Raw genomic sequence first — 18,907 nt, 5'->3', positions numbered from 1 at the left:
GGCGTTTAAATTACAATGGAATGAGTTTCTGAGGCGTGACTACATGACTAATAGTTGTGAAGATATTACTGGAAACGTGATGTGACCCTTCCTTCGTCAGAGTGACAAAGTTGTGCCTGATGTAAATTCTTTTCCTCAAAACCCAGACCATCACAAAATAAACCCAGGAAACTCGCTTAGCCCCGACTGGAGGGAATCCCGATTTTTCATCGGGATGGAAGGAAGGCGGGAATATGGAAACCTAAAAAACACTATCGATTCGCTCCAAAAAGGATTACTGCTATTTGAATTATTGAATTGTATTCTTTAGATTTGAATGGGGTTATGCTTTAAACTTCAAAGGCAAATGCACAACTTTCTTGGTTTCGAAGAATTCACCCTCAAAAAACTCGGTGATGTTGTATTCTTTGGCACTTGGAAAATCTTTTAGTTCTTCGGTTAAGTCGCCTCCTTTTAGGTAGAGAATTCCGTTTTTGAGTGCGTGTTTGTTTTGCTTTTTGATTTTGGTTTTGACCCAAGAAACAAAATCCGGCATGTTGGTTACGGCACGACTCACGATAAAATCGAAATCGCCTTTTACGTTTTCGGCACGCATTTGTTCTGCTTTTACGTTTTTAAGTTCTAAAGCTTCGGCAACGGCTTGTACTACTTTTATTTTTTTAGCAATGATATCAATCAAATAAAAGCGTGTTTCGGGAAATAAAATCGCTAATGGAATTCCTGGAAAACCACCGCCTGTACCGACATCTAAAATATAGGTTCCGGGTTCAAAAGGTTGGATTTTTGCGATTGCTAACGAATGTAATATGTGTTTGGTGTACAATTCGTCGATATCTTTTCGTGAAATCACGTTGATTTTGGCATTCCATTCGGGATATAATTCGCCTAATTTTTGAAACTGTTGCTTCTGAACATCAGACAGATTAGGAAAATAAGTGGTAATTTCTTCCATTTTAAACTTTTTTACAAAAGTAACTAATTTTAAAGGCAAATATTTAACCTTTGTGTGGCGTTTTCAATTTTATTATTTTTTATCTTTGAAGTCGTTTATTTTTACATCTAAATACTATATGAATACCAACATACCCACGTTTTCAAAAAGAGACAGTCTTAAATTTTTCCGAACGTTAAATTCAAGAGTGAATGCTTATTTTAAAGAAAACAACATACAAAAAACTGGAAACTGGAAACTGCATTTAAAGGCAGTTGTGATGTTTGTTTTGTTTCTAACACCTTACTTTTTAATTTTAACGATAGAAAACATGCCATTTTGGGTTATGCTTTTATTATCTATCGTTATCGGAATTGGTATGGCTGGCGTTGGAATGAATGTAATGCACGACGGAAATCATGGTTCGTATTCGAACAAAACGTGGCTTAACAAATTTATGGGTGGAAGCATCTATATTTTGGCTGGAAATGTACACAACTGGCAAGTGCAACACAATGTTTTGCACCATACTTATACGAATATTCACGGACATGATGAGGATTTAGATGCGGGAAGAATCATCCGATTTACGCAAGAAGCGCCTTGGTATAAGTTCCACAAATTTCAACATTATTACTCTGTTTTTCTTTACGGATTATTGACTTTCAACTGGGCTTTAACAACCGATTGGAAGCAAATGAAAGCGTATTTGAAACGTAAATTATCGTATGGCGAACCACAAAACCCTACGAAATTATGGACCGTTCTGGTGATAACTAAAATTATTTATATTTCAGTGTGGTTGGTTTTACCAATTGTTATTGGAATTGTTTGGTGGAAAGTTTTACTAGGCTTTTTAGTTATGCATTATACGGCTGGTTTGATTTTAAGTATTGTATTTCAATTGGCTCACGTTGTGGATGAAACTACCAACCCGTCTCCAAACGAATTAGGCGAAATGGAAAACACTTGGGCTATTCACCAATTGTATACTACGGCTAATTTTGCTCCAAAAAACAAAATCGTAAATTGGTTTACAGGTGGTTTGAATCACCAAGTTGAACACCATTTATTTCCACATATCAGTCACATTCACTACGGTAAAATTGCTGAAATCGTGAAGCAAACCGCAAAGGAATGCGACCTTCCTTATCATGAATTTCAAACGATGACTGCTGCTGTAGTTGCTCATTTTAAACACTTGAAGGAGTTAGGGCAAAAACCAATGTTGGTAGCTTAATTAGATACTCTAAATTCTACAAAATACGTATTAAATATTTTGAATTTAATACTAAAAATCAATCGGCACGGATGTAAAAAATCTAGTTGCCGATTTTTTATTTTATAAAAAATAAGACGTGGTTTTCTTTCGATGTAATTTGAACTAAAGCCTTATATTTGTAAACAAATACTAACATTTTAAACTTTATTCCATGAATCAATTATCGGATAGAATTAATAAAATTTCCACTTCACAAACTTTGGCAATGGCGGCTTTAGCACGCGAATTGAAAGCACAAGGAAAAGATATCATCAGTTTAAGTTTAGGTGAACCTGATTTTAACACGCCTGATTTTATCAAAGAAGCTGCGAAAAAAGCAATAGACGAAAATTACAGTACGTACTCGCCAGTGGATGGTTATATGGATTTAAAACAAGCCGTTTGTAAGAAATTCAAACGCGATAATGACTTGGATTATACACCAGCAAATGTGGTTGTTTCTACTGGAGCCAAACAATCATTGTATAATATTGCTCAAGTAATGATTAACGAAGGTGACGAAGTAATCCTTCCGGCACCTTACTGGGTTTCTTACTATGAAATTGTAAAAATGGCGGGTGGAATTCCAGTAGAAGTTCCTACTTCTGTGGAAACCGATTTCAAAATCACACCGGAACAATTGCAAGCTGCGATTACTCCAAAAACAAAAATGATTTGGTACAGTTCGCCTTGCAATCCTAGTGGTTCTGTATTTAACCGTGAAGAATTGACGGCTTTATCGAAAGTGATTTTGGCACAAGAACAAACGATTTACGTAGTTTCTGATGAAATTTACGAACACATTAATTTCTCTGGAACGTTCTGCAGTATTGCATCAATTCCAGGAATGTTTGACCAAACGATTACGGTGAATGGTGTAGCAAAAGCATTTGCTATGACAGGTTGGAGAATTGGTTACATCGGAGCTCCAGAATTCATTGCAAAAGCATGTACAAAAATGCAAGGTCAGGTTACTTCTGGTGCGAATTCTATTGCACAAAGAGCAACGATTGCAGCTGTTGAAGCCGACCCAAGTGTTTTAAACGAAATGGTTGGTGCTTTTAAAAGTCGAAGAGATTTAGTGGTAAAATTAATTCAAGATATTCCAGGTTTAAAATTAAATATTCCAGAAGGAGCCTTTTATGTATTCCCTGATGTTTCCTCTTATTTCGGAAAAATTTTAAATGGAACTGAAATCAAAGATGCCACTGATTTTGCCATGTATCTTTTGGCAGAAGCCAATGTAGCTTCCGTTACAGGTGAAGCTTTTGGAAACCCAAATTGCTTGCGATTATCGTATGCAACAAGCGAAGACCAATTGACGGAAGCGTTTACTAGAATAAAGAAAGCGCTAGTGTAAATTGATATTTTATATAAAATAGAAACCCCGAAATTTTTAAGATTTCGGGGTTTATTAGTTTTAGAAAAGAGTATTTATTTCTTATATAACTTTAATTTTAATTCACTTGTGGTAACGCAAATTTTATAACCTTTGCTTTCCAAACCTTTTACTAAAGCCTTATCCGAAGTCCAGATTTTATGTTTTTTGAATAAATGTAATGCTACAAAAAACGCATCATCAATATCAATGTCTTTTACAATTTCAATAGCTTGAAGAACTTTGTCTTTCGGAATTGCAGCTACATCTATAATTTCTACTTTTTCTAATAAAATTTCCAATCTATTTAAAACGTCCTGTTTCCTATCAGAAATTTTTCCAGAATGTCTTTTTATTTCTTCGATTAAATAATTTGGAGCATAAAACTGAATCTTACTTTTAGAAGTAAGTATTTTTGCAACTGTCCCATTTGGACTTTTTAATGCACTAAAAAGAATATTACTGTCGGTTATAACTATCATAATCGATATCAAATTTAGCAAAAAGTTTCTTGGTCATCGACTTGTTTACTTTTTTTGACAAATCAGAAATAGCTGCCTTTTCAGTTTCTTTTTCAACTGATTTTGTCGGCATTTCCGTTACCTTAACTCCCATTTCTAAAGCGAGTTCTTTCAATAGTAAAAGTTTCTTTTTCGAAGTGCTGTCTAATACTAAAGTCATAATTTCTATTATTTTATACTCAAAGATACAAAAAACACCACAAAGTTATTCGGCGATTCATTTTATTAAAGCTGTATAACCGCTACCGCATCAATCTCAATCAGCCAATCTCGATTTCCTAAAATCGAAACGCCCACTAAAGTACTCGCTGGATAATTGCTTTCGCCAAGAAAATCTTTTCGCACTTTTCTGTAAATAGGTAAGTCAATTTCTGGGTTAAAATCTACAATATACGTGTTCATTTTTACCACATCTTGAAACGTCGCGCCACATTCCGTTAGTAAATTTTCTAAATTTTTGAATGTATCAAGGGTTTGTAATTCCAAATCACTACCAATTCCTATTTGACCCGAAATATGCAGGGTTTTGGTGTTTTCAGTTTCTACAACCACAACTTGAGAAAATCCTGCATTGGGATGAATATATTCTTTTTTGAACATGTTTTAAGTTTAATTAGTTGTTAGTATTTTATAAAATCGTAACAAATTTCGTTTATTTTCCGCAAAGCTAAATTGCAAATGGTATTCGTTAGAGATTATTTTCTAATTTAATTTTACAAAATTTATCTTTGTGAAAATTAAATTCCATTGACATGTCAAAAATACTACTACTCGGTTCCGGTGAACTTGGAAAAGAATTCACAATTGCAGCACAACGAATTGGTCAAACGGTAATTGCTGTTGACAGTTACGAAAATGCACCAGCGATGCAAGTTGCCAATGGTTTTGAAGTCATCAATATGCTTGACGGAACAGCTTTAGATGCAATAGTTGCCAAACATAAACCTGATTATATTGTACCTGAAATTGAAGCCATTCGAACTGAACGTTTTTACGATTATGAAAAACAAGGAATTACTGTTGTTCCTTCGGCGAAAGCGGCAAATTTCACGATGAACCGTAAAGCCATTCGGGATTTGGCGGCGAAAGATTTAGGTTTAAAAACAGCTAAATACCAATATGCAACTACTGCCGAAGAATTGCAAAAAGCAGTTACCGAAGTAGGAATGCCTTGCGTGGTAAAACCATTAATGAGTTCGTCTGGAAAAGGACAATCTACCATAAAAACTGAAGCTGATATTGAGAAAGCATGGAATTATGCACTTGAAGGTTCGCGTGGTGACGTGGTAGAAGTAATTGTGGAAGCGTTTGTAAATTTTAATTCAGAAATTACACTTTTGACGGTAACACAAAATAATAATCCAACGCTTTTTTGTGCTCCAATTGGCCACCGACAAGAACGCGGCGATTACCAAGAAAGTTGGCAACCGGCTCTAATTTCAGACAAAGATTTGTTTGAAGCACAAGATATGGCAGAAAAAGTAACCGAAGCTTTGGGTGGAGCTGGTATTTTTGGTGTTGAATTTTTCTTAGCCGACGACGGCGTTTATTTTTCCGAATTATCGCCAAGACCTCACGACACGGGAATGGTGACTTTGGCGGGAACGCAAAATTTCAATCAATTTGAATTGCATCTTCGGGCGATTTTAGGCTTTCCTATTTTCGAAATCAAACTTGAAAAAGCAGGTGCAAGTGCCGTAATTGCTGCAAAAGAAAATTCAGAACACATTGCTTACGAAGGTTTAGAAAAAATTGCTGCTTTACCGAAAACTGATTTTAGAATCTTTGGTAAAAAAACAAGTCGGCCTTATCGAAGAATGGGAGTTGCCTTAACCTCTGATACTTTAGAAACGCAGATTGAAGAAATAGTGGATAGAGCTGTTGCCGCGGCAAAATTGGTTGAATTAAAATAATTTTCATTCATTCTTTAATTTTATTTACTTTTAAAGAATGAATTTACTACTTAAAAATATCGCAAAACACGTTACTTTGACTCCTGAAGAAGAAGAACGTGTTTTGTCGTTAACGGAAGTACAAACTTTTAAGTCCAAAACCGTTTTGCTTAAAGCGGATGAAGTTTGTACCCAGTCGTATTTTGTGACCGAAGGTATTATGAGAAGTTATACCGTAGACGAAAATGGTGTAGAACACGTAGTAAGTTTTGCCTGTCCTGAATGGTGGATGGCCGACATGTACAGTTATCTTTCGCAACGTCCGGGCCAACTTTTCATTGAAGTTAATCAAGATGCAGAAGTCATTATCTTGACCAAAGAGAACCAGGAAAAACTTTATTCTGAAGTTCCTAAAATGGAACGTTTCTTTAGAATTTTAATTGAAAATTCTTTGATTGCTAATCAACAACGGTTAATCAATAACTTGACTTTTACAGCTGAAGCACGTTATGATAAGTTCAGTAAAAAATTTCACTCCATTCTCCCTTTTCTTCCCCAAAAACAAATCGCTTCTTATATAGGAGTTACTCCTGAATTTTTCAGCAAGATGAAATCCCGAATGTTGCGAAAATAATTTCTTAATCTAGGTTAAGCACACTTTGTTTCAAAGAGTTGTAAATTTGTACTATATAAATAAGTAAAAGTTTACAACATGAAAAATACAGTTATACATACCGCAGATTCAAGAGGACATGCCGACCACGGTTGGTTAAATGCTTACCACAGTTTTAGTTTCGGAAGTTGGTTCAACCCAAACCGCGTTCAGTTTGGAACTTTACGTGTTTTGAACGACGACACTGTTGCAGCCGGAATGGGCTTTGGAACCCACGGTCACGATAATATGGAAATCATTACGATTCCGCTTGAAGGCGATTTGGCCCACAAAGATAATATGGGCAACGCCGAAACGATTAAAACCGGCGACATTCAAGTTATGAGTGCTGGAACGGGAATTCAACATTCTGAATTTAATCCCAATAAAGATATTCGAACTAAATTATTTCAAATTTGGTTGTTTCCAAATAAGCAAAATGTAACACCACGGTACCAACAAATTACATTAGACAAATCGCTTGAGAAGAATGATTTTGCACAAATTTTGTCTCCAAATGCAGACGATGAAGGCGTTTGGATTCATCAGGACGCTTGGTTTTATATGAGTGATTTTGACAAAGATTTCAATAAAAAACTTTCCCTTAAAAAAGAAGGAAATGGTTTTTACATTATGAATATTGAAGGTGAAATTGAAGTAGATGGAGAAAAACTTTCAACTAGAGATGCTATTGGAATTTCGAATGCATCTGAAATTGAAATTAAAGCAAATACGGCAGCTAAGTTTCTGGTGATGGAAATTCCGATGAACGTATAATTTCATAACCTAGATTAAGTGCCCTGGAAATCAAACACTTTATCTTTATACTATCAAATAATCATAAAAAAATAATAACTATGTCAACAACTAAATGGGCAATTGACCCAACACATTCAGCAATAGGATTCAAAGTAAAACACATGATGTTTACGAATGTAAAAGGAAATTTCGAAAAATATGAGGCAACCATTATCTCTGATGAAGCTGATTTTACCAATGCGACAATCGAATTTTCAGCAGATATTGATTCAATTAACACCAACAATGCCGATAGAGATACACACTTAAAAAGTGCTGATTTCTTCGATGTAGAAAAAAATCCAAAATTAACTTTCAAAGCATCTTCATTCAACAAAACAGGCGACGATTACGAAATCGCTGGAGATTTAAGTATGCACGGTATTACTAAATTTGTAAAATTCCCAGCAGAATTCAGCGGATTGATGACGGACCCTTGGGGAAACACTAAAGCAGGATTGAATATTTCAGGAAAAATCAACCGTAAAGATTGGGGATTGAACTGGAATTCAGCACTTGAAACTGGTGGCGTATTAGTAAGCGAAGAAGTGAAGTTGGAAATCGAATTGCAACTTTTAAAGCAATAATTCAAAAGAGGTTTAGTTAGCTAAAAACCTTTTATTTTAAAGAAGAAACCCTGTTTTAAAACTATAAAACAGGGTTTCTTTGTATTTATTTCTTCCCAATGGAAAGGTTGTCAAAATCAGATACATCAATTATTTGCTCCATATCTACGTCAAAATGAATTTGAATACTGTCTCCAATATTCGTAATGGGAAGCTCATTAGACAATTGTGACGAACCTACAAAAATAGCCGGATTGTCCTTTACCATAAAATAATAAAAACTATTTCCGTTCTTGATGTCATTTGAAATTCGTGTAATTACAGAAGTTAGATTTTTCTTTGACGTCAAACTTTTCGCATCCATGCCGTTATCCGCCATATTATACACGTTTTTGTAAGACATTAGCGTTTCCCGCATGGTATTTCCAACTCCAACAATGGTATAATCTTTAATGGAAACCATGGCAAACATTTTGACCAATCCACCATCGTCTTTTAACGTCATTACATAGGTTGGAATGTTATTAACTACATACGGTATCGGCAAGGAAGCATGGTATCCTTTTTCTTGCACTTTTCCTTCAGCTGAACGTTGAGCCGCATATTCGGTAGCACCACTTTGTTTATAATAGGTAGTTTCTTTCGTTCGAGTGTCCACCAAAACAAAACCAACAGTGGATTCCTCTTTTCCAACAGAAGAAAGTCCGGTGTACCAATACGATTTGTGATTTTCGCCGTAAACTAAAGTCAAACCTTCTGTCGTTTGTAATTTATTTTCGTTAGACCAGTTCCAGTAGCCTTGCACGTATTCGCCCCAATCTGAAAGCTGTTCTTCGATGAAATGAATCGGTTGAATTCGGTCTACCCAAAGAGGCGTTTCTTCCGTCGAATATTGGGTAATAACTCCCGTTTGAGCATCTACAATAAGTGTTCCGGTGGCATTGCTTCCGCCAAAACCGATTTCTTTTTTATAAGTGGTTACAATCCAAAATGGATTTCCAGCATCGTCAATTTCAAAACTAAAATCAGTTAGACCAGTCGTAGTATATCCGCTAAAATAAACATGTCTTTCGATTTCTGAACCAAAAAAAGCTTCCGGCTGGAACTTGATTTTTATCGGTTTTCCGTTGATTTCTTGCACTAATTTCACGTCGCGTTCATTCGTTGCCGAAACCATTACATAACCCGGAGTTCCTTCGCTATTGTTCATCCATTTTAGGAATCCAGTATGCAAAAGTGGGGCAACCCAATAGAGTTTGTTATTGACTTTTTGAATAGTAAAATCCCCAATTTCTGCCTGACTCCCTAAAGAAGGTTGCGAACCAATGATTTTTTCGCCCAAGAGCATTGCCAATCTTTCATCAACTACTCTAATCTCGTCTAAAGAAATCGGAGCGATGTGATTTTTCAAATCGTTGCCATTTTTCACTTCGCCAATTAAATTGCGGTACGATTCGCTTCTAAACATCGGCAATGATGTGGCTAATGGCAAAATTATAACATACGCTAAAACTAGAACAATCAATATTTTGAAAATTTTACTCGGTTTCTCAGTAATAACTAACTGCTTATTGGCAGGATTTATGGCTAATTTTGTAAAGAGTACAATGCCAATTAAAAGTAAAAATCCGATTAAAACGGGCATCTGCACGAAACCATAATTTAGTACCGGCTGACCGAAATAAAAGAAGCAAAATGCAACGATAACTAAGAGGATACTTGCGAATATTTTTTTCATAACTGTGTTTTTGGTTACTTAATAAGTCGCAAGTTAGGCAACATGTTACAGTTATTACCATTATAGTTTTTTAATCCCTTTCAAAACGAGGGATTAATTGGGTTGAATTGATAAAATACATTATTTTTGTTTTCCAATTTATAAAACATTCAAGCATGAAAGCATATATTTTTCCAGGACAAGGCGCTCAATTTACCGGAATGGGTAAAGATTTATACGATAATTCGGCTTTAGCCAAAGAAATGTTCGAAAAGGCAAACGAAATTTTAGGCTTTAGAATCACAGACATCATGTTTGAAGGAACTGCCGAACAATTGAAAGAAACGAAGGTAACGCAACCTGCTATTTTCCTGCACTCAGTTATTTTAGCCAAAACTTTAGGCGAAGAATTTCAACCACAAATGGTGGCTGGACATTCTTTAGGTGAATTTTCTGCATTAGTGGCCAACGGAACTTTATCCTTTGAAGACGGATTGAAATTGGTTTCACAAAGAGCCTTGGCCATGCAAAAAGCGTGCGAAATCAAGCCTTCTACAATGGCGGCTGTATTAGGATTAGCAGACAATGTGGTGGAAGAAGTTTGTGCTTCAATCGACGGAATTGTTGTGGCGGCAAACTATAATTGTCCAGGTCAATTGGTAATTTCTGGCGAAACTTCTGCCGTTGAAAAAGCCTGTGAAGCCATGAAAGCGGCTGGTGCCAAACGAGCGTTACTATTGCCTGTTGGTGGTGCTTTTCATTCGCCAATGATGGAGCCGGCTCGCGAAGAATTGGCTGCTGCAATTGAAGCCACTACTTTCTCTAAACCGATTTGTCCCGTTTATCAAAATGTAACGGCAACGGCGGTTTCGGATGCCAATGAAATCAAGAAAAACCTAATCATCCAGTTGACGGCTCCTGTAAAATGGACGCAAACGGTGCAGCACATGATTGCCGATGGAGCGAGCTCCTTTACCGAAGTGGGTCCAGGAAAAGTGCTGATTGGCTTGGTGGGTAAAATCAACAAGGAATTACCTGTATTTTCTGCTTAATTCACTTTAAAATTATATCTTACAAATCCTCATCTGCTTTTTAGATGGGGATTTTCAAATTAAAACAACATGACTACATTACAGGAAATACTACAAAAGCAAACGAACGTTAAAGTCATCGCTCCCGAAATTGACTATGCAGATTACATTGCGTTCGACTTGTCAGCCACGACTACCGATTTACTAGATTTACCTTTGACAGATTCAAAAGCTTTCGAAGAATTTGTGGAAAATTACTTTTCAACAAGCCAAGCCAAAGTTGCTTATGGAGGCTATTTAGAACACCGAAATTTATATAAAAGAAGTACTGTTTTTAAAGACATCGATATCGAAGAACGAAATATTCACATTGGTTTGGACTTATGGATAAAAGCAGGAACACCTGTTTTAGCAGCTTTGGATGGAACCATTCACAGTTTTCAAAACAATATGGCTTTGGGCGATTATGGCCCAGCTCTAATTTTAGAACACCACATTGACGATTGTACTTTTTATACCTTATACGGTCATTTGAGTTTGGAAAGTTTGCAAGGTAAAGCCGAAGGACAAAAGGTAGCGAAGGGAGAAATGATTGGAACGCTTGGAGCGCCTCCTGTTAATGGCGATTATGCACCGCATTTACATTTTCAAATTATCAATGATATGCAAGGAAAAAAAGGCGACTATCCGGGTGTTAGTTCAAAGAAGGAACTGGAATTTTATAAAGAAAATTGTCCCGACCCGAATTTATTATTGAAGATTAAATAAACCGTGCTTCTTCGCAATGGTTGTTTAAAATTCCTGTGATAAAATAGTGTTCATCGAAATGTTCAAAGAAAATGAACCAAGTGGTTCGGGCATTTGATTTGTAGAAAATGTAGTTTGAACCCAGATAAAGCAAAGGGTTTGGAGTTAATTTATGAGGAAAAGTATGAATGTCATTTTCGATAAATTCATAAATCTTCTCAATATAAAATGCCGCATTTTCTTTGTATGAAAAGTAGTCAAAATGATACAATTGCTCAATTAGGCGGTCTAAAAAATAAATAACTTCAAGCTTGATAATTACACCTTTTCTATCCACCATTTATCAAGTAATTTTTTAGATAGTTTTCTAGCTTCATCAATAGTCAAGCCTTTGGCTAACTCCTTTTCAAAATCAAAATCCTTCCCAATTCCTTGAGTCGTTTTGGGGGTTTCATAATCCGTTTTGGGTTCTGAAACTTCTTTTTTATTTATGTTTTCGTCTTTCATCGCATAAAATTTAGAGTTAAAGATAAGGAATTATATCATTTTTCAATTTGTTCCAATAAACCGTGCTTCTTCGCAATGGTTGTTCAGTATTCCTGTGATAAAATAGTGTTCATCGAAATGTTCAAAGAAAATGAACCACGTGGTTCGGGCATTTGATTTGTAGAAAATGTAGTTTGACCCCAGATAAAGCAAAGGGTTTGGAGTTGATTTGTGTGGAAAAGTGTGAATATTTAAACTGACGAAGGAAACTATTTTAGTTAAATAGTTTTCAGCATTTTCATAATAACTGAAATAGTCCTGCTTAAACAAATCATAGACCAAATCATCTAGATAATCTGCTACACGCTTGTCGTAAATTATTTTTTCCAAGGATATTTACGTATTCGTTTATTCATTTCAGCCAAAAACTCTTCTGATGTATAACCCTTTTTGAGTCGTTCTTGCAACTCAAAATCCTTCCCAATTCCTTTAGTCGTTTTGGGGGTTTCGTATTCCGTTTTGGGTTCTGAAACTTCTTTTTTATTTATGTTTTCGTCTTTCATCGCAAAAAATTTAGAGTTAAAGATAAGGAATTATATCATTTTTCAATTTGTTCCAATAAACCGTGCTTCTTCGCAATGGTTGTTCAGTATTCCTGTGATAAAATAGTGTTCATCGAAATGTTCAAAGAAAATAAACCAAGTGGTTCGGGCATTTGATTTGTAGAAAATGTAGTTTGAACCCAGATAAAGCAAAGGGTTTGGAGTTGATTTGTGTGGAAAAGTGTGAATACTTTTTTTAACAAAACCAAAAATTGCATCAACATAAAAAATCGCGTTACTTTGATAACTAAAGTAATTTTCCTTGTATAAAACAAAAACCAAATGCTCCATTTCATCCAGAAATGTAGGTGAGAAAGTTACTTTTTCCAATCCCATTTACTTATTCTTCGGTGCATTTCAGCTTTAGCTTCATCAATAGTCAAGCCTTTGGCTAACTCCTTTTCAAAATCAAAATCCTTCCCAATTCCTTGAGTCGTTTTGGGGGTTTCATATTCCGTTTTGGGTTCTGAAACTTCTTTTTTATTTATGTTTTCGTCTTTCATCGCATAAAAATTATATTCAAAGATAAAAAATTAAGCGGAGACTATAATTATTTTAAGACTGCAACGCTTCGTTATCCAAAACGGCTTCCTCAATAACGGCTTCTTGCACCTCCTCTTCACTTCTTTCCAATTCATTTTTCTGCATCATTTTGTGTTTTTTATTGACGCCTTCCCTACGTGCCAAAATATCAGCATAATAGTCCCTGCCGGAATTAAGGACGCTCAATAAAGTGCTATAAAAGGGAGTGTTTTTACGCTTAGCCATCAATAGAATATAGCCTGCAAGGTCTTTATAGGTTTCAAAAATTGCATTTCGCAAGGCTTTCGAATCGTATTTTACCTTAGAAATTGTAGTGGCAGAACGGGTGTCAAAAGTAGTTTTAAAATTGGCGTTGGCAACCTCTAGTTTATCCACTATGGGGCTCAAATGCAAGACATTTAATGCATCATTTTTAGCATTTCGAAGGTCTTTTATGAAAAGGGTGATGCCAAGACTTTTAGCTTCATAATTCGCTTTGTCTAAATGTTTGAAGGTATTTAAGATGATAGCCAATCTGCTGTAGGCTTCTTTTTCAATGGCATCATCGGAGTATTCATATACCCGAATCGCTCTCCGAACGGTTGAAAACTTTTGGTTTCTAACGGTATTTAATTTTTTTAAGCTGTTGCTTTCCTCTTTGGCTCTAATTTGCAGCAATGCATCAATATAACCGGGTAGCTGCGTTTCTAAATCGTCTAATTGCGACTTAAATTCTACGTCGGTTGCAGCATCTAAGCCTGAATTTTTAAAATCAAGAGTAAAACGACGAATAAACTGTCCCGACTCTACCATTTGCAACCGTGCCACATTTATAGGATACTTTTTCATACTCAATTTTTTAAAAATTAAATCAAATAATGCTTTGTAATTGTCCTGCTTATTCTAATGGAATACTAAATTAATACATTTTTATAAAAAATAATTATTTTGAATAAAAAAATTAGTTGTTCATTTAAAAACAAATTACTTCAATCAAAGTACAATGTTTTTTTATTTAAATAAATTATTTTCTAATTAGATAGGAAGTATTATTTTTAATTAGATATATATTCAATTAAAGTACATAGTAATTATTGAAATCATATTGTATTTTACTAAAAATACTTTGTATTTATATAGAATACTTTTCATTTCAGATAAAATACAAAATTTCTAAATTGATTATAAATTTGATAGTCAAAAAATAAGTATTGTTCAATTAAAAAAGGCACCATGTGAGTGATGCCTTTCATATTGCGTTCTAAAAACGACTTAAATGACTTAAAGTTTTAGCTTTTATGGATTAAAAACAGTGCTTAGGACCTAATTTTTTGTTCCCATTTCCATGCACTTGCCAAGCTTTCCTCAAGCGTTGATTGTGCCTTCCAGCCCAATACAGTGTTGGCTTTGTCGGTATTGGCATAAGCCGAAGTAATATCGCCTTCTCTCCTACCCACAATTTTATAATTCAATTTTTCTTGCGAAACTTTCTCGAAAGCATTTATCACTTCCAGAACTGAACTTCCTGTTCCAGTTCCTAAATTAAATGTTTCTACTTTGTCGCTATTTTTGTTGTCCAGCAAGCGTTTCAAAGCTATGACGTGGGCTTTCGCCAAATCTACAACGTGAATGTAATCCCGAACGGCAGTTCCATCAGTCGTAGGATAATCGTCGCCATATACGGCTAATTGATTACGCAAACCCATCGCCGTTTGAGTAATAAACGGCACTAAATTTTGCGGCACACCAATAGGCAATTCGCCAATTTCAGCCGACGGATGTGCTCCAATTGGGTTAAAATAACGCAGTAAAATAGACTTAATATTCGAAACTTTAGCCACTTCGGTAATGATTTCTTCGCCAATTTGCTTCGTATTTCCGTAAGGCGACATAGCCATTTGCACGGCAGCATCTTCCGTTATCGGCATTTTTTCGGCTTGACCGTAAACGGTACAGGAAGAGCTAAAAATAAAACTTGCCTCCTCTTTTTTCTGTAATTCTTGCAATACGTAAACCAATGTATTGATGTTGTTTTCATAATACAACAACGGATTTTCGACGCTTTCTCCCACTGCTTTTGAAGCCGCAAAGTGAATCACGCCATTGATGTCGTTGTGCTTTTCAAAGAAAGCTTGAACGGCTTTTTTCTCACGTAAATCCATCTTTTCAAAAAGTGGTTTCTTCTTCGAAATATTCTCAATACCCACCAAAACTTCTTCTGAAGAATTCGATAGGTTATCAATAATTACTACTTCAAAACCTTCGTTTTGCAGCTCAACAACCGTGTGAGAGCCTATAAACCCTAATCCTCCTGTTACAAGTACTTTCATAAATATTATTTTTGGTTTTGGTGTTTTACAGTGTAATCAAATATCTCATTTTGGTCTTTATCCTTAAAAATATAGTGTAAAGAAACACCATTTTCTCGATACTCTTTCATTGCCGTATTGGTATCCAAATTTTCTTGGGCCTTTGCCGTCATCGTTTGTTTTACCAAATCAAAGTCCATGTCTGAACTGTCTTTAACCACATTTATCAACGTATAATGATAGTTTAGCGTCGAACTTTCAACCGAAGTACTGTCCAATCGCGTTGCTGCATCTACCATTTTTGGCATACTTTGATTCATTTCTTTTGATGCTTCAACCAACATGGCATTTGGCGTTTCCTTCTTTTTAGAAAAAAAATAGTTTGCGCCAAAAAATGCAATTCCAAAACTGATTACAAAAATAATCCCCTGAACTATGATTTTTTTCTTTGCTGTTTTTTCCATCACTTATTTTCTAAAATAGTTCAACATTGTTTGCGTGATAAAAGTTATCTGTTCATCGTCTAATTCTGTATGCATTGGCAATGAAATCACTTCTTGAATCAACTGATTTGTTACGGGAAAATCCTCTTCTTTGTAACGCGAATCCTTATAAGCCTTCTGACTGTGAAGCGGAATTGGGTAATAAATGGCACAAGGAATCTCGTGGTCTAGTAAATGCTGCATCAACGCATCTCTATCCGCATCCACAATTCGCAACGTATACTGGTGAAAAACGTGGCAATCACAAACGTCGCAAATCATTGGTGCAACAATATTTTTATGTCCTTCAAAAGCTTTAGAATATTTTCGTGCTGCATTTTGACGGGCTGCATTGTATTCGTCTAACAAAGGCAATTTAGCATTTAAAACAGCCGCTTGCATACTGTCCAATCTGGAATTTACACCCACAACATCGTGGTGATAACGAACATACATCCCGTGATTTACAATGCCACGAATCGTGTGAGCCAAAGCATCGTCATTGGTAAAAATTGCTCCACCATCGCCATAACAACCTAAATTTTTAGATGGAAAAAAAGAAGTTGAACCTACATGTCCGATGGTTCCTACTTTTTGTTTCTCGCCTTTTGAGTTGGTGTAATTAGCGCCAATAGCTTGGGCATTATCTTCAATTACAAATAAATTATGTTCGTTTGCAAGGTCCATGATTGCATCCATATTCGCGGCACGACCAAATAAATGTACCGGAACAATTGCTTTAGTTTTTGGCGTAATCGCTTTTTTAATGGCGTCAAGCGAAATGTTCATGTTTACCAAATCCACATCAACCAAAACAGGCGTTAATTGCAATAAAGCAATCACTTCCACCGTTGCAGCAAAGGTAAAATCAGCAGTAATCACTTCGTCTCCGGGCTGCAAACCAAGTCCCATCATTGCAATTTGCAACGCATCGGTACCATTGGCACAAGGAATCACATGTTTAACGTCCAAATAGGTTTCCAAATTTTTCTGAAAAGCATGCACTTCAGGTCCGTTAATGTAAGTATTCGTATCTAAAACCGTTTGAATCGAAGCATTTACGGTTTCTTTTATTTTTTCATATTGACCTTTTAGGTCAACCATTTGAATTTTTTTCATCTTATGAGTACGATTTAAAATCAAGCAAAAATAACAATTTAATACTTCCTTTCAATGAAATTAAGGTAAAGTAATGTAATTTAGCCTGATAAAATTTCAAAAAATGCATCTGCTTTATAACCTTGTCGTCCGCCTTGCTTCGTTTCTGTTAAATATAATTGCCCTGTTTAGTCCCAAAATAAAACTATTTGTCGATGGACGAAAAGAAGTTTTTAGCAAATTGAAAAATCAGATTTCTGCGACAGATAAATGCATTTGGTTCCATGCCGCTTCTTTGGGCGAATATGAACAAGGCTTGCCTGTTATGGAACAAATGAAAAGTCGGTTTCCAAATCATAAGATTGTTCTAACTTTTTTTTCGCCTTCGGGTTATGAAGTTCGCAAGAAATCTAAAGCGGCTGATATCATAGTTTATTTGCCTCTTGACACACCAAAAAACGCAAAGCAATTTATCGAAATCGTGCATCCTGAAATGGCGTTTTTTATCAAATACGAATATTGGCCCAATTACTTGAATGAATTAAAAAAGAAACAAACGCCTACTTATTTAATCTCCGGAATTTTTAGAAGCAATCAATTATTTTTTAAATGGTACGGGGGATTTTATAGAAAAGCGTTAGATGCATTTCATCACTTTTTTGTACAGAATTCTTCTTCCAAAGAACTTTTATTGAAATTAAAAAAGTCCAATGTTACTGTTTCAGGCGATACACGTTTTGACCGTGTAGCATCGATTTTAGAAAAAGACAATTCGTTGGACTTTATTGAAAAATTCAAAAACGATACAATGACTGTGGTTGTGGGAAGTTCATGGCCAAAAGACGAAGAATTACTTGTTAAATTTATCAATGAAAATAAGTTCCGCCTGAAATTTATCATTGCTCCACACAATATTAAGCAGGTTCAGATTCAGGAATTGAAGGAAAGTATTACGAGAAAAACCGTGCTTTTTTCCGACAAAGAAAATGCTGATTTAGCTAAGGCCGAAGTATTTATTGTCGACACCATCGGAATTTTGACAAAAATTTATTCTTATGCCGATATTGCTTATGTTGGTGGCGGTTTTGGAAATCCTGGAGTCCATAATATTTTAGAGCCAGCTACTTTTGGCATTCCAATTATCATCGGGCCGAATTATTCTCATTTTGCAGAAGCTACCGCATTAGTAAATATGGAAGGTTGTGTTTCAATTTCAAATCAAATTGAATTGAACGAAGCCTTTGAAAGTTTAATTCAAAATGATGACATTCGCGCAGAAAAAGGACATATTTGTAGCACTTTCGTGCAAATGAATAAAAATGCAACTGAAATTATTTTAAAAGGAATTTTATGATTGAATTTCACACTTTAAAAGAATCGGATATTGAACTAATTGTTGCGATGATGCAAGATTTTTACGCTATTGACAATTACCCAATTCAACCCGAAACTACTAAGAAATTATTTAAAACCTTTATTGACGATGAAAATCTCGGACAATGCTGGTTGATTTTGCATGATGAAGTTATTGTTGGTTATGTAATTCTAACCTATATTTTTAGTTTTGAGTACCAAGGTCGAATTGCATTTCTAGACGAACTGTATTTGAATGAAAAAGCGAGAGGCAAAGGAATTGGCAAAATAACATTGGAATTTATCCACGACCAAGCACTTCAAAAAGAGTTAAAAATTATTTATTTAGAGATTGAATCGCATAATGCGGTAGCTAAAAAACTGTATTTGTCAGGGAACTTTATCGTTCACAACCGCCAATTAATGCAACTTAAGCCAAAGCCCTAAAAAATGTTAAATCTGCATTTTTAAGCAGTTTAAATAGTATATTGCCGAACATTTCGTCTAAAACGAAGTGTTTTTTCGTTTTTATTAAAACCTATTTTATCTTTTACTAAAACA

General features: G+C 35.3%; 25 protein-coding genes. 10 read left to right on the top strand and 15 right to left on the bottom strand.

The window, feature by feature from the left end; translation table 11 throughout:
- Positions 1–322: 322 nt before the first annotated feature.
- Complete coding sequence (gene rsmG / locus ACQ5J2_RS06155; RefSeq protein ID WP_432672856.1) at positions 323–952, bottom strand: 16S rRNA (guanine(527)-N(7))-methyltransferase RsmG; 630 nt, start codon at positions 950–952, stop codon at positions 323–325.
- Positions 953–1,070: 118 nt separating this feature from the next.
- Here rsmG and ACQ5J2_RS06150 point away from each other — a divergent pair, with 118 nt between their 5' ends.
- Together ACQ5J2_RS06150 and ACQ5J2_RS06145 are read left to right on the top strand one after the other, a co-directional pair.
- Positions 1,071–2,171: a fatty acid desaturase family protein gene (locus ACQ5J2_RS06150; RefSeq protein ID WP_432672855.1), complete on the top strand. Its 1,101-nt coding sequence runs from the start codon at positions 1,071–1,073 to the stop codon at positions 2,169–2,171.
- 193 nt (positions 2,172–2,364) lie between these two features.
- Positions 2,365–3,552: a pyridoxal phosphate-dependent aminotransferase gene (locus tag ACQ5J2_RS06145; RefSeq protein ID WP_432672854.1), complete on the top strand. Its 1,188-nt coding sequence runs from the start codon at positions 2,365–2,367 to the stop codon at positions 3,550–3,552.
- A gap of 74 nt (positions 3,553–3,626) precedes the next feature.
- Here the strand turns inward: ACQ5J2_RS06145 and ACQ5J2_RS06140 are convergent, their stop codons facing one another.
- The 3 genes from ACQ5J2_RS06140 to ACQ5J2_RS06130 form a co-directional block, all read right to left on the bottom strand.
- A complete protein-coding gene (locus tag ACQ5J2_RS06140; RefSeq protein WP_432672853.1) occupies positions 3,627–4,052 on the bottom strand; it encodes a PIN domain-containing protein in 426 nt (141 codons plus the stop codon).
- The gene (locus tag ACQ5J2_RS06135) at positions 4,030–4,251 is read right to left on the bottom strand and encodes a hypothetical protein (protein WP_432672852.1); all 222 of its coding nucleotides are present in this window, start codon (positions 4,249–4,251) and stop codon (positions 4,030–4,032) included. The genes ACQ5J2_RS06140 and ACQ5J2_RS06135 overlap by 23 nt, the downstream gene beginning before the upstream one ends.
- 65 nt (positions 4,252–4,316) lie before the next feature.
- On the bottom strand, positions 4,317–4,691 hold the full coding sequence (locus ACQ5J2_RS06130) for a RidA family protein (RefSeq protein ID WP_432672851.1): 375 nt from the start codon (positions 4,689–4,691) through the stop codon (positions 4,317–4,319).
- 152 nt (positions 4,692–4,843) lie between these two features.
- On the opposite strand from ACQ5J2_RS06130, the gene purT reads away from it, so the two are divergent.
- The 4 genes from purT (at position 4,844) to ACQ5J2_RS06110 (ending at position 8,020) form a co-directional block, all read left to right on the top strand.
- Positions 4,844–6,004, top strand: coding sequence for a formate-dependent phosphoribosylglycinamide formyltransferase (gene purT, locus ACQ5J2_RS06125; RefSeq protein WP_432672850.1), 1,161 nt, complete (start codon positions 4,844–4,846; stop codon positions 6,002–6,004).
- Between the two features lie 37 nt (positions 6,005–6,041).
- Positions 6,042–6,617: a Crp/Fnr family transcriptional regulator gene (locus ACQ5J2_RS06120; protein ID WP_432672849.1), complete on the top strand. Its 576-nt coding sequence runs from the start codon at positions 6,042–6,044 to the stop codon at positions 6,615–6,617.
- Positions 6,618–6,695: 78 nt separating this feature from the next.
- On the top strand, positions 6,696–7,412 hold the full coding sequence (locus ACQ5J2_RS06115; protein ID WP_432672848.1) for a pirin family protein: 717 nt from the start codon (positions 6,696–6,698) through the stop codon (positions 7,410–7,412).
- A gap of 80 nt (positions 7,413–7,492) precedes the next feature.
- On the top strand, positions 7,493–8,020 hold the full coding sequence (locus ACQ5J2_RS06110) for a YceI family protein (RefSeq protein ID WP_432672847.1): 528 nt from the start codon (positions 7,493–7,495) through the stop codon (positions 8,018–8,020).
- 85 nt (positions 8,021–8,105) lie between these two features.
- Here the strand turns inward: ACQ5J2_RS06110 and ACQ5J2_RS06105 are convergent, their stop codons facing one another.
- Positions 8,106–9,737: a hypothetical protein gene (locus ACQ5J2_RS06105; RefSeq protein WP_432672846.1), complete on the bottom strand. Its 1,632-nt coding sequence runs from the start codon at positions 9,735–9,737 to the stop codon at positions 8,106–8,108.
- Between the two features lie 155 nt (positions 9,738–9,892).
- On the opposite strand from ACQ5J2_RS06105, the gene fabD reads away from it, so the two are divergent.
- A complete protein-coding gene (gene fabD / locus ACQ5J2_RS06100) occupies positions 9,893–10,768 on the top strand; it encodes an ACP S-malonyltransferase (protein WP_432672845.1) in 876 nt (291 codons plus the stop codon).
- Positions 10,769–10,837: 69 nt separating this feature from the next.
- Positions 10,838–11,515 (top strand): peptidoglycan DD-metalloendopeptidase family protein, encoded by a 678-nt coding sequence (locus tag ACQ5J2_RS06095; RefSeq protein WP_432672844.1) that lies wholly within the window; start codon positions 10,838–10,840, stop codon positions 11,513–11,515.
- Here the strand turns inward: ACQ5J2_RS06095 and ACQ5J2_RS06090 are convergent.
- From ACQ5J2_RS06090 to ACQ5J2_RS06045, 10 genes are all read right to left on the bottom strand, one after another.
- Entirely contained in the window at positions 11,508–11,834 is a 327-nt protein-coding gene (locus tag ACQ5J2_RS06090; RefSeq protein WP_432672843.1) for a hypothetical protein, read from the bottom strand. The two genes, ACQ5J2_RS06095 and ACQ5J2_RS06090, sit on opposite strands and share 8 nt — an antisense overlap.
- Positions 11,813–12,001, bottom strand: a complete 189-nt coding sequence (locus ACQ5J2_RS06085; protein WP_432672842.1) for a hypothetical protein — start codon at positions 11,999–12,001, stop codon at positions 11,813–11,815. The genes ACQ5J2_RS06090 and ACQ5J2_RS06085 overlap by 22 nt, the downstream gene beginning before the upstream one ends.
- 42 nt (positions 12,002–12,043) lie before the next feature.
- Positions 12,044–12,370 (bottom strand): hypothetical protein, encoded by a 327-nt coding sequence (locus ACQ5J2_RS06080; protein WP_432672841.1) that lies wholly within the window; start codon positions 12,368–12,370, stop codon positions 12,044–12,046.
- The gene (locus tag ACQ5J2_RS06075; protein ID WP_432672840.1) at positions 12,358–12,543 is read right to left on the bottom strand and encodes a hypothetical protein; all 186 of its coding nucleotides are present in this window, start codon (positions 12,541–12,543) and stop codon (positions 12,358–12,360) included. Before ACQ5J2_RS06075 ends, ACQ5J2_RS06080 begins: the two co-directional genes overlap by 13 nt.
- Positions 12,544–12,585: 42 nt before the next feature.
- Positions 12,586–12,912: a hypothetical protein gene (locus ACQ5J2_RS06070; protein ID WP_432672839.1), complete on the bottom strand. Its 327-nt coding sequence runs from the start codon at positions 12,910–12,912 to the stop codon at positions 12,586–12,588.
- Positions 12,900–13,085 (bottom strand): hypothetical protein, encoded by a 186-nt coding sequence (locus ACQ5J2_RS06065; protein WP_432672838.1) that lies wholly within the window; start codon positions 13,083–13,085, stop codon positions 12,900–12,902. Before ACQ5J2_RS06065 ends, ACQ5J2_RS06070 begins: the two co-directional genes overlap by 13 nt.
- 52 nt (positions 13,086–13,137) lie before the next feature.
- Entirely contained in the window at positions 13,138–13,953 is an 816-nt protein-coding gene (locus ACQ5J2_RS06060) for a DUF6261 family protein (RefSeq protein WP_432672837.1), read from the bottom strand.
- A gap of 467 nt (positions 13,954–14,420) precedes the next feature.
- Positions 14,421–15,434, bottom strand: coding sequence for a UDP-glucose 4-epimerase GalE (gene galE, locus ACQ5J2_RS06055; RefSeq protein WP_432672836.1), 1,014 nt, complete (start codon positions 15,432–15,434; stop codon positions 14,421–14,423).
- Positions 15,435–15,439: 5 nt separating this feature from the next.
- Positions 15,440–15,877, bottom strand: a complete 438-nt coding sequence (locus ACQ5J2_RS06050) for a hypothetical protein (protein WP_432672835.1) — start codon at positions 15,875–15,877, stop codon at positions 15,440–15,442.
- Positions 15,878–15,880: 3 nt separating this feature from the next.
- Positions 15,881–17,014: a DegT/DnrJ/EryC1/StrS family aminotransferase gene (locus tag ACQ5J2_RS06045; protein ID WP_432672834.1), complete on the bottom strand. Its 1,134-nt coding sequence runs from the start codon at positions 17,012–17,014 to the stop codon at positions 15,881–15,883.
- A gap of 103 nt (positions 17,015–17,117) precedes the next feature.
- Between ACQ5J2_RS06045 and ACQ5J2_RS06040 the strand changes: the two genes are divergently transcribed.
- On the top strand, positions 17,118–18,347 hold the full coding sequence (locus tag ACQ5J2_RS06040; protein ID WP_432672833.1) for a 3-deoxy-D-manno-octulosonic acid transferase: 1,230 nt from the start codon (positions 17,118–17,120) through the stop codon (positions 18,345–18,347).
- Positions 18,344–18,793 carry a GNAT family N-acetyltransferase gene (locus ACQ5J2_RS06035; protein ID WP_432672832.1) on the top strand — a complete coding sequence of 150 codons (450 nt, stop codon included), beginning with the start codon at positions 18,344–18,346 and terminating at the stop codon, positions 18,791–18,793. Before ACQ5J2_RS06040 ends, ACQ5J2_RS06035 begins: the two co-directional genes overlap by 4 nt.
- Positions 18,794–18,907 lie beyond the last annotated feature (114 nt).

The sequence above is a fragment of the Flavobacterium sp. SM2513 genome, from assembly GCF_050908145.1.
Classification (GTDB): Bacteria; Bacteroidota; Bacteroidia; order Flavobacteriales; family Flavobacteriaceae; genus Flavobacterium.
This window is presented reverse-complemented; position numbering and strand designations above follow the sequence as displayed.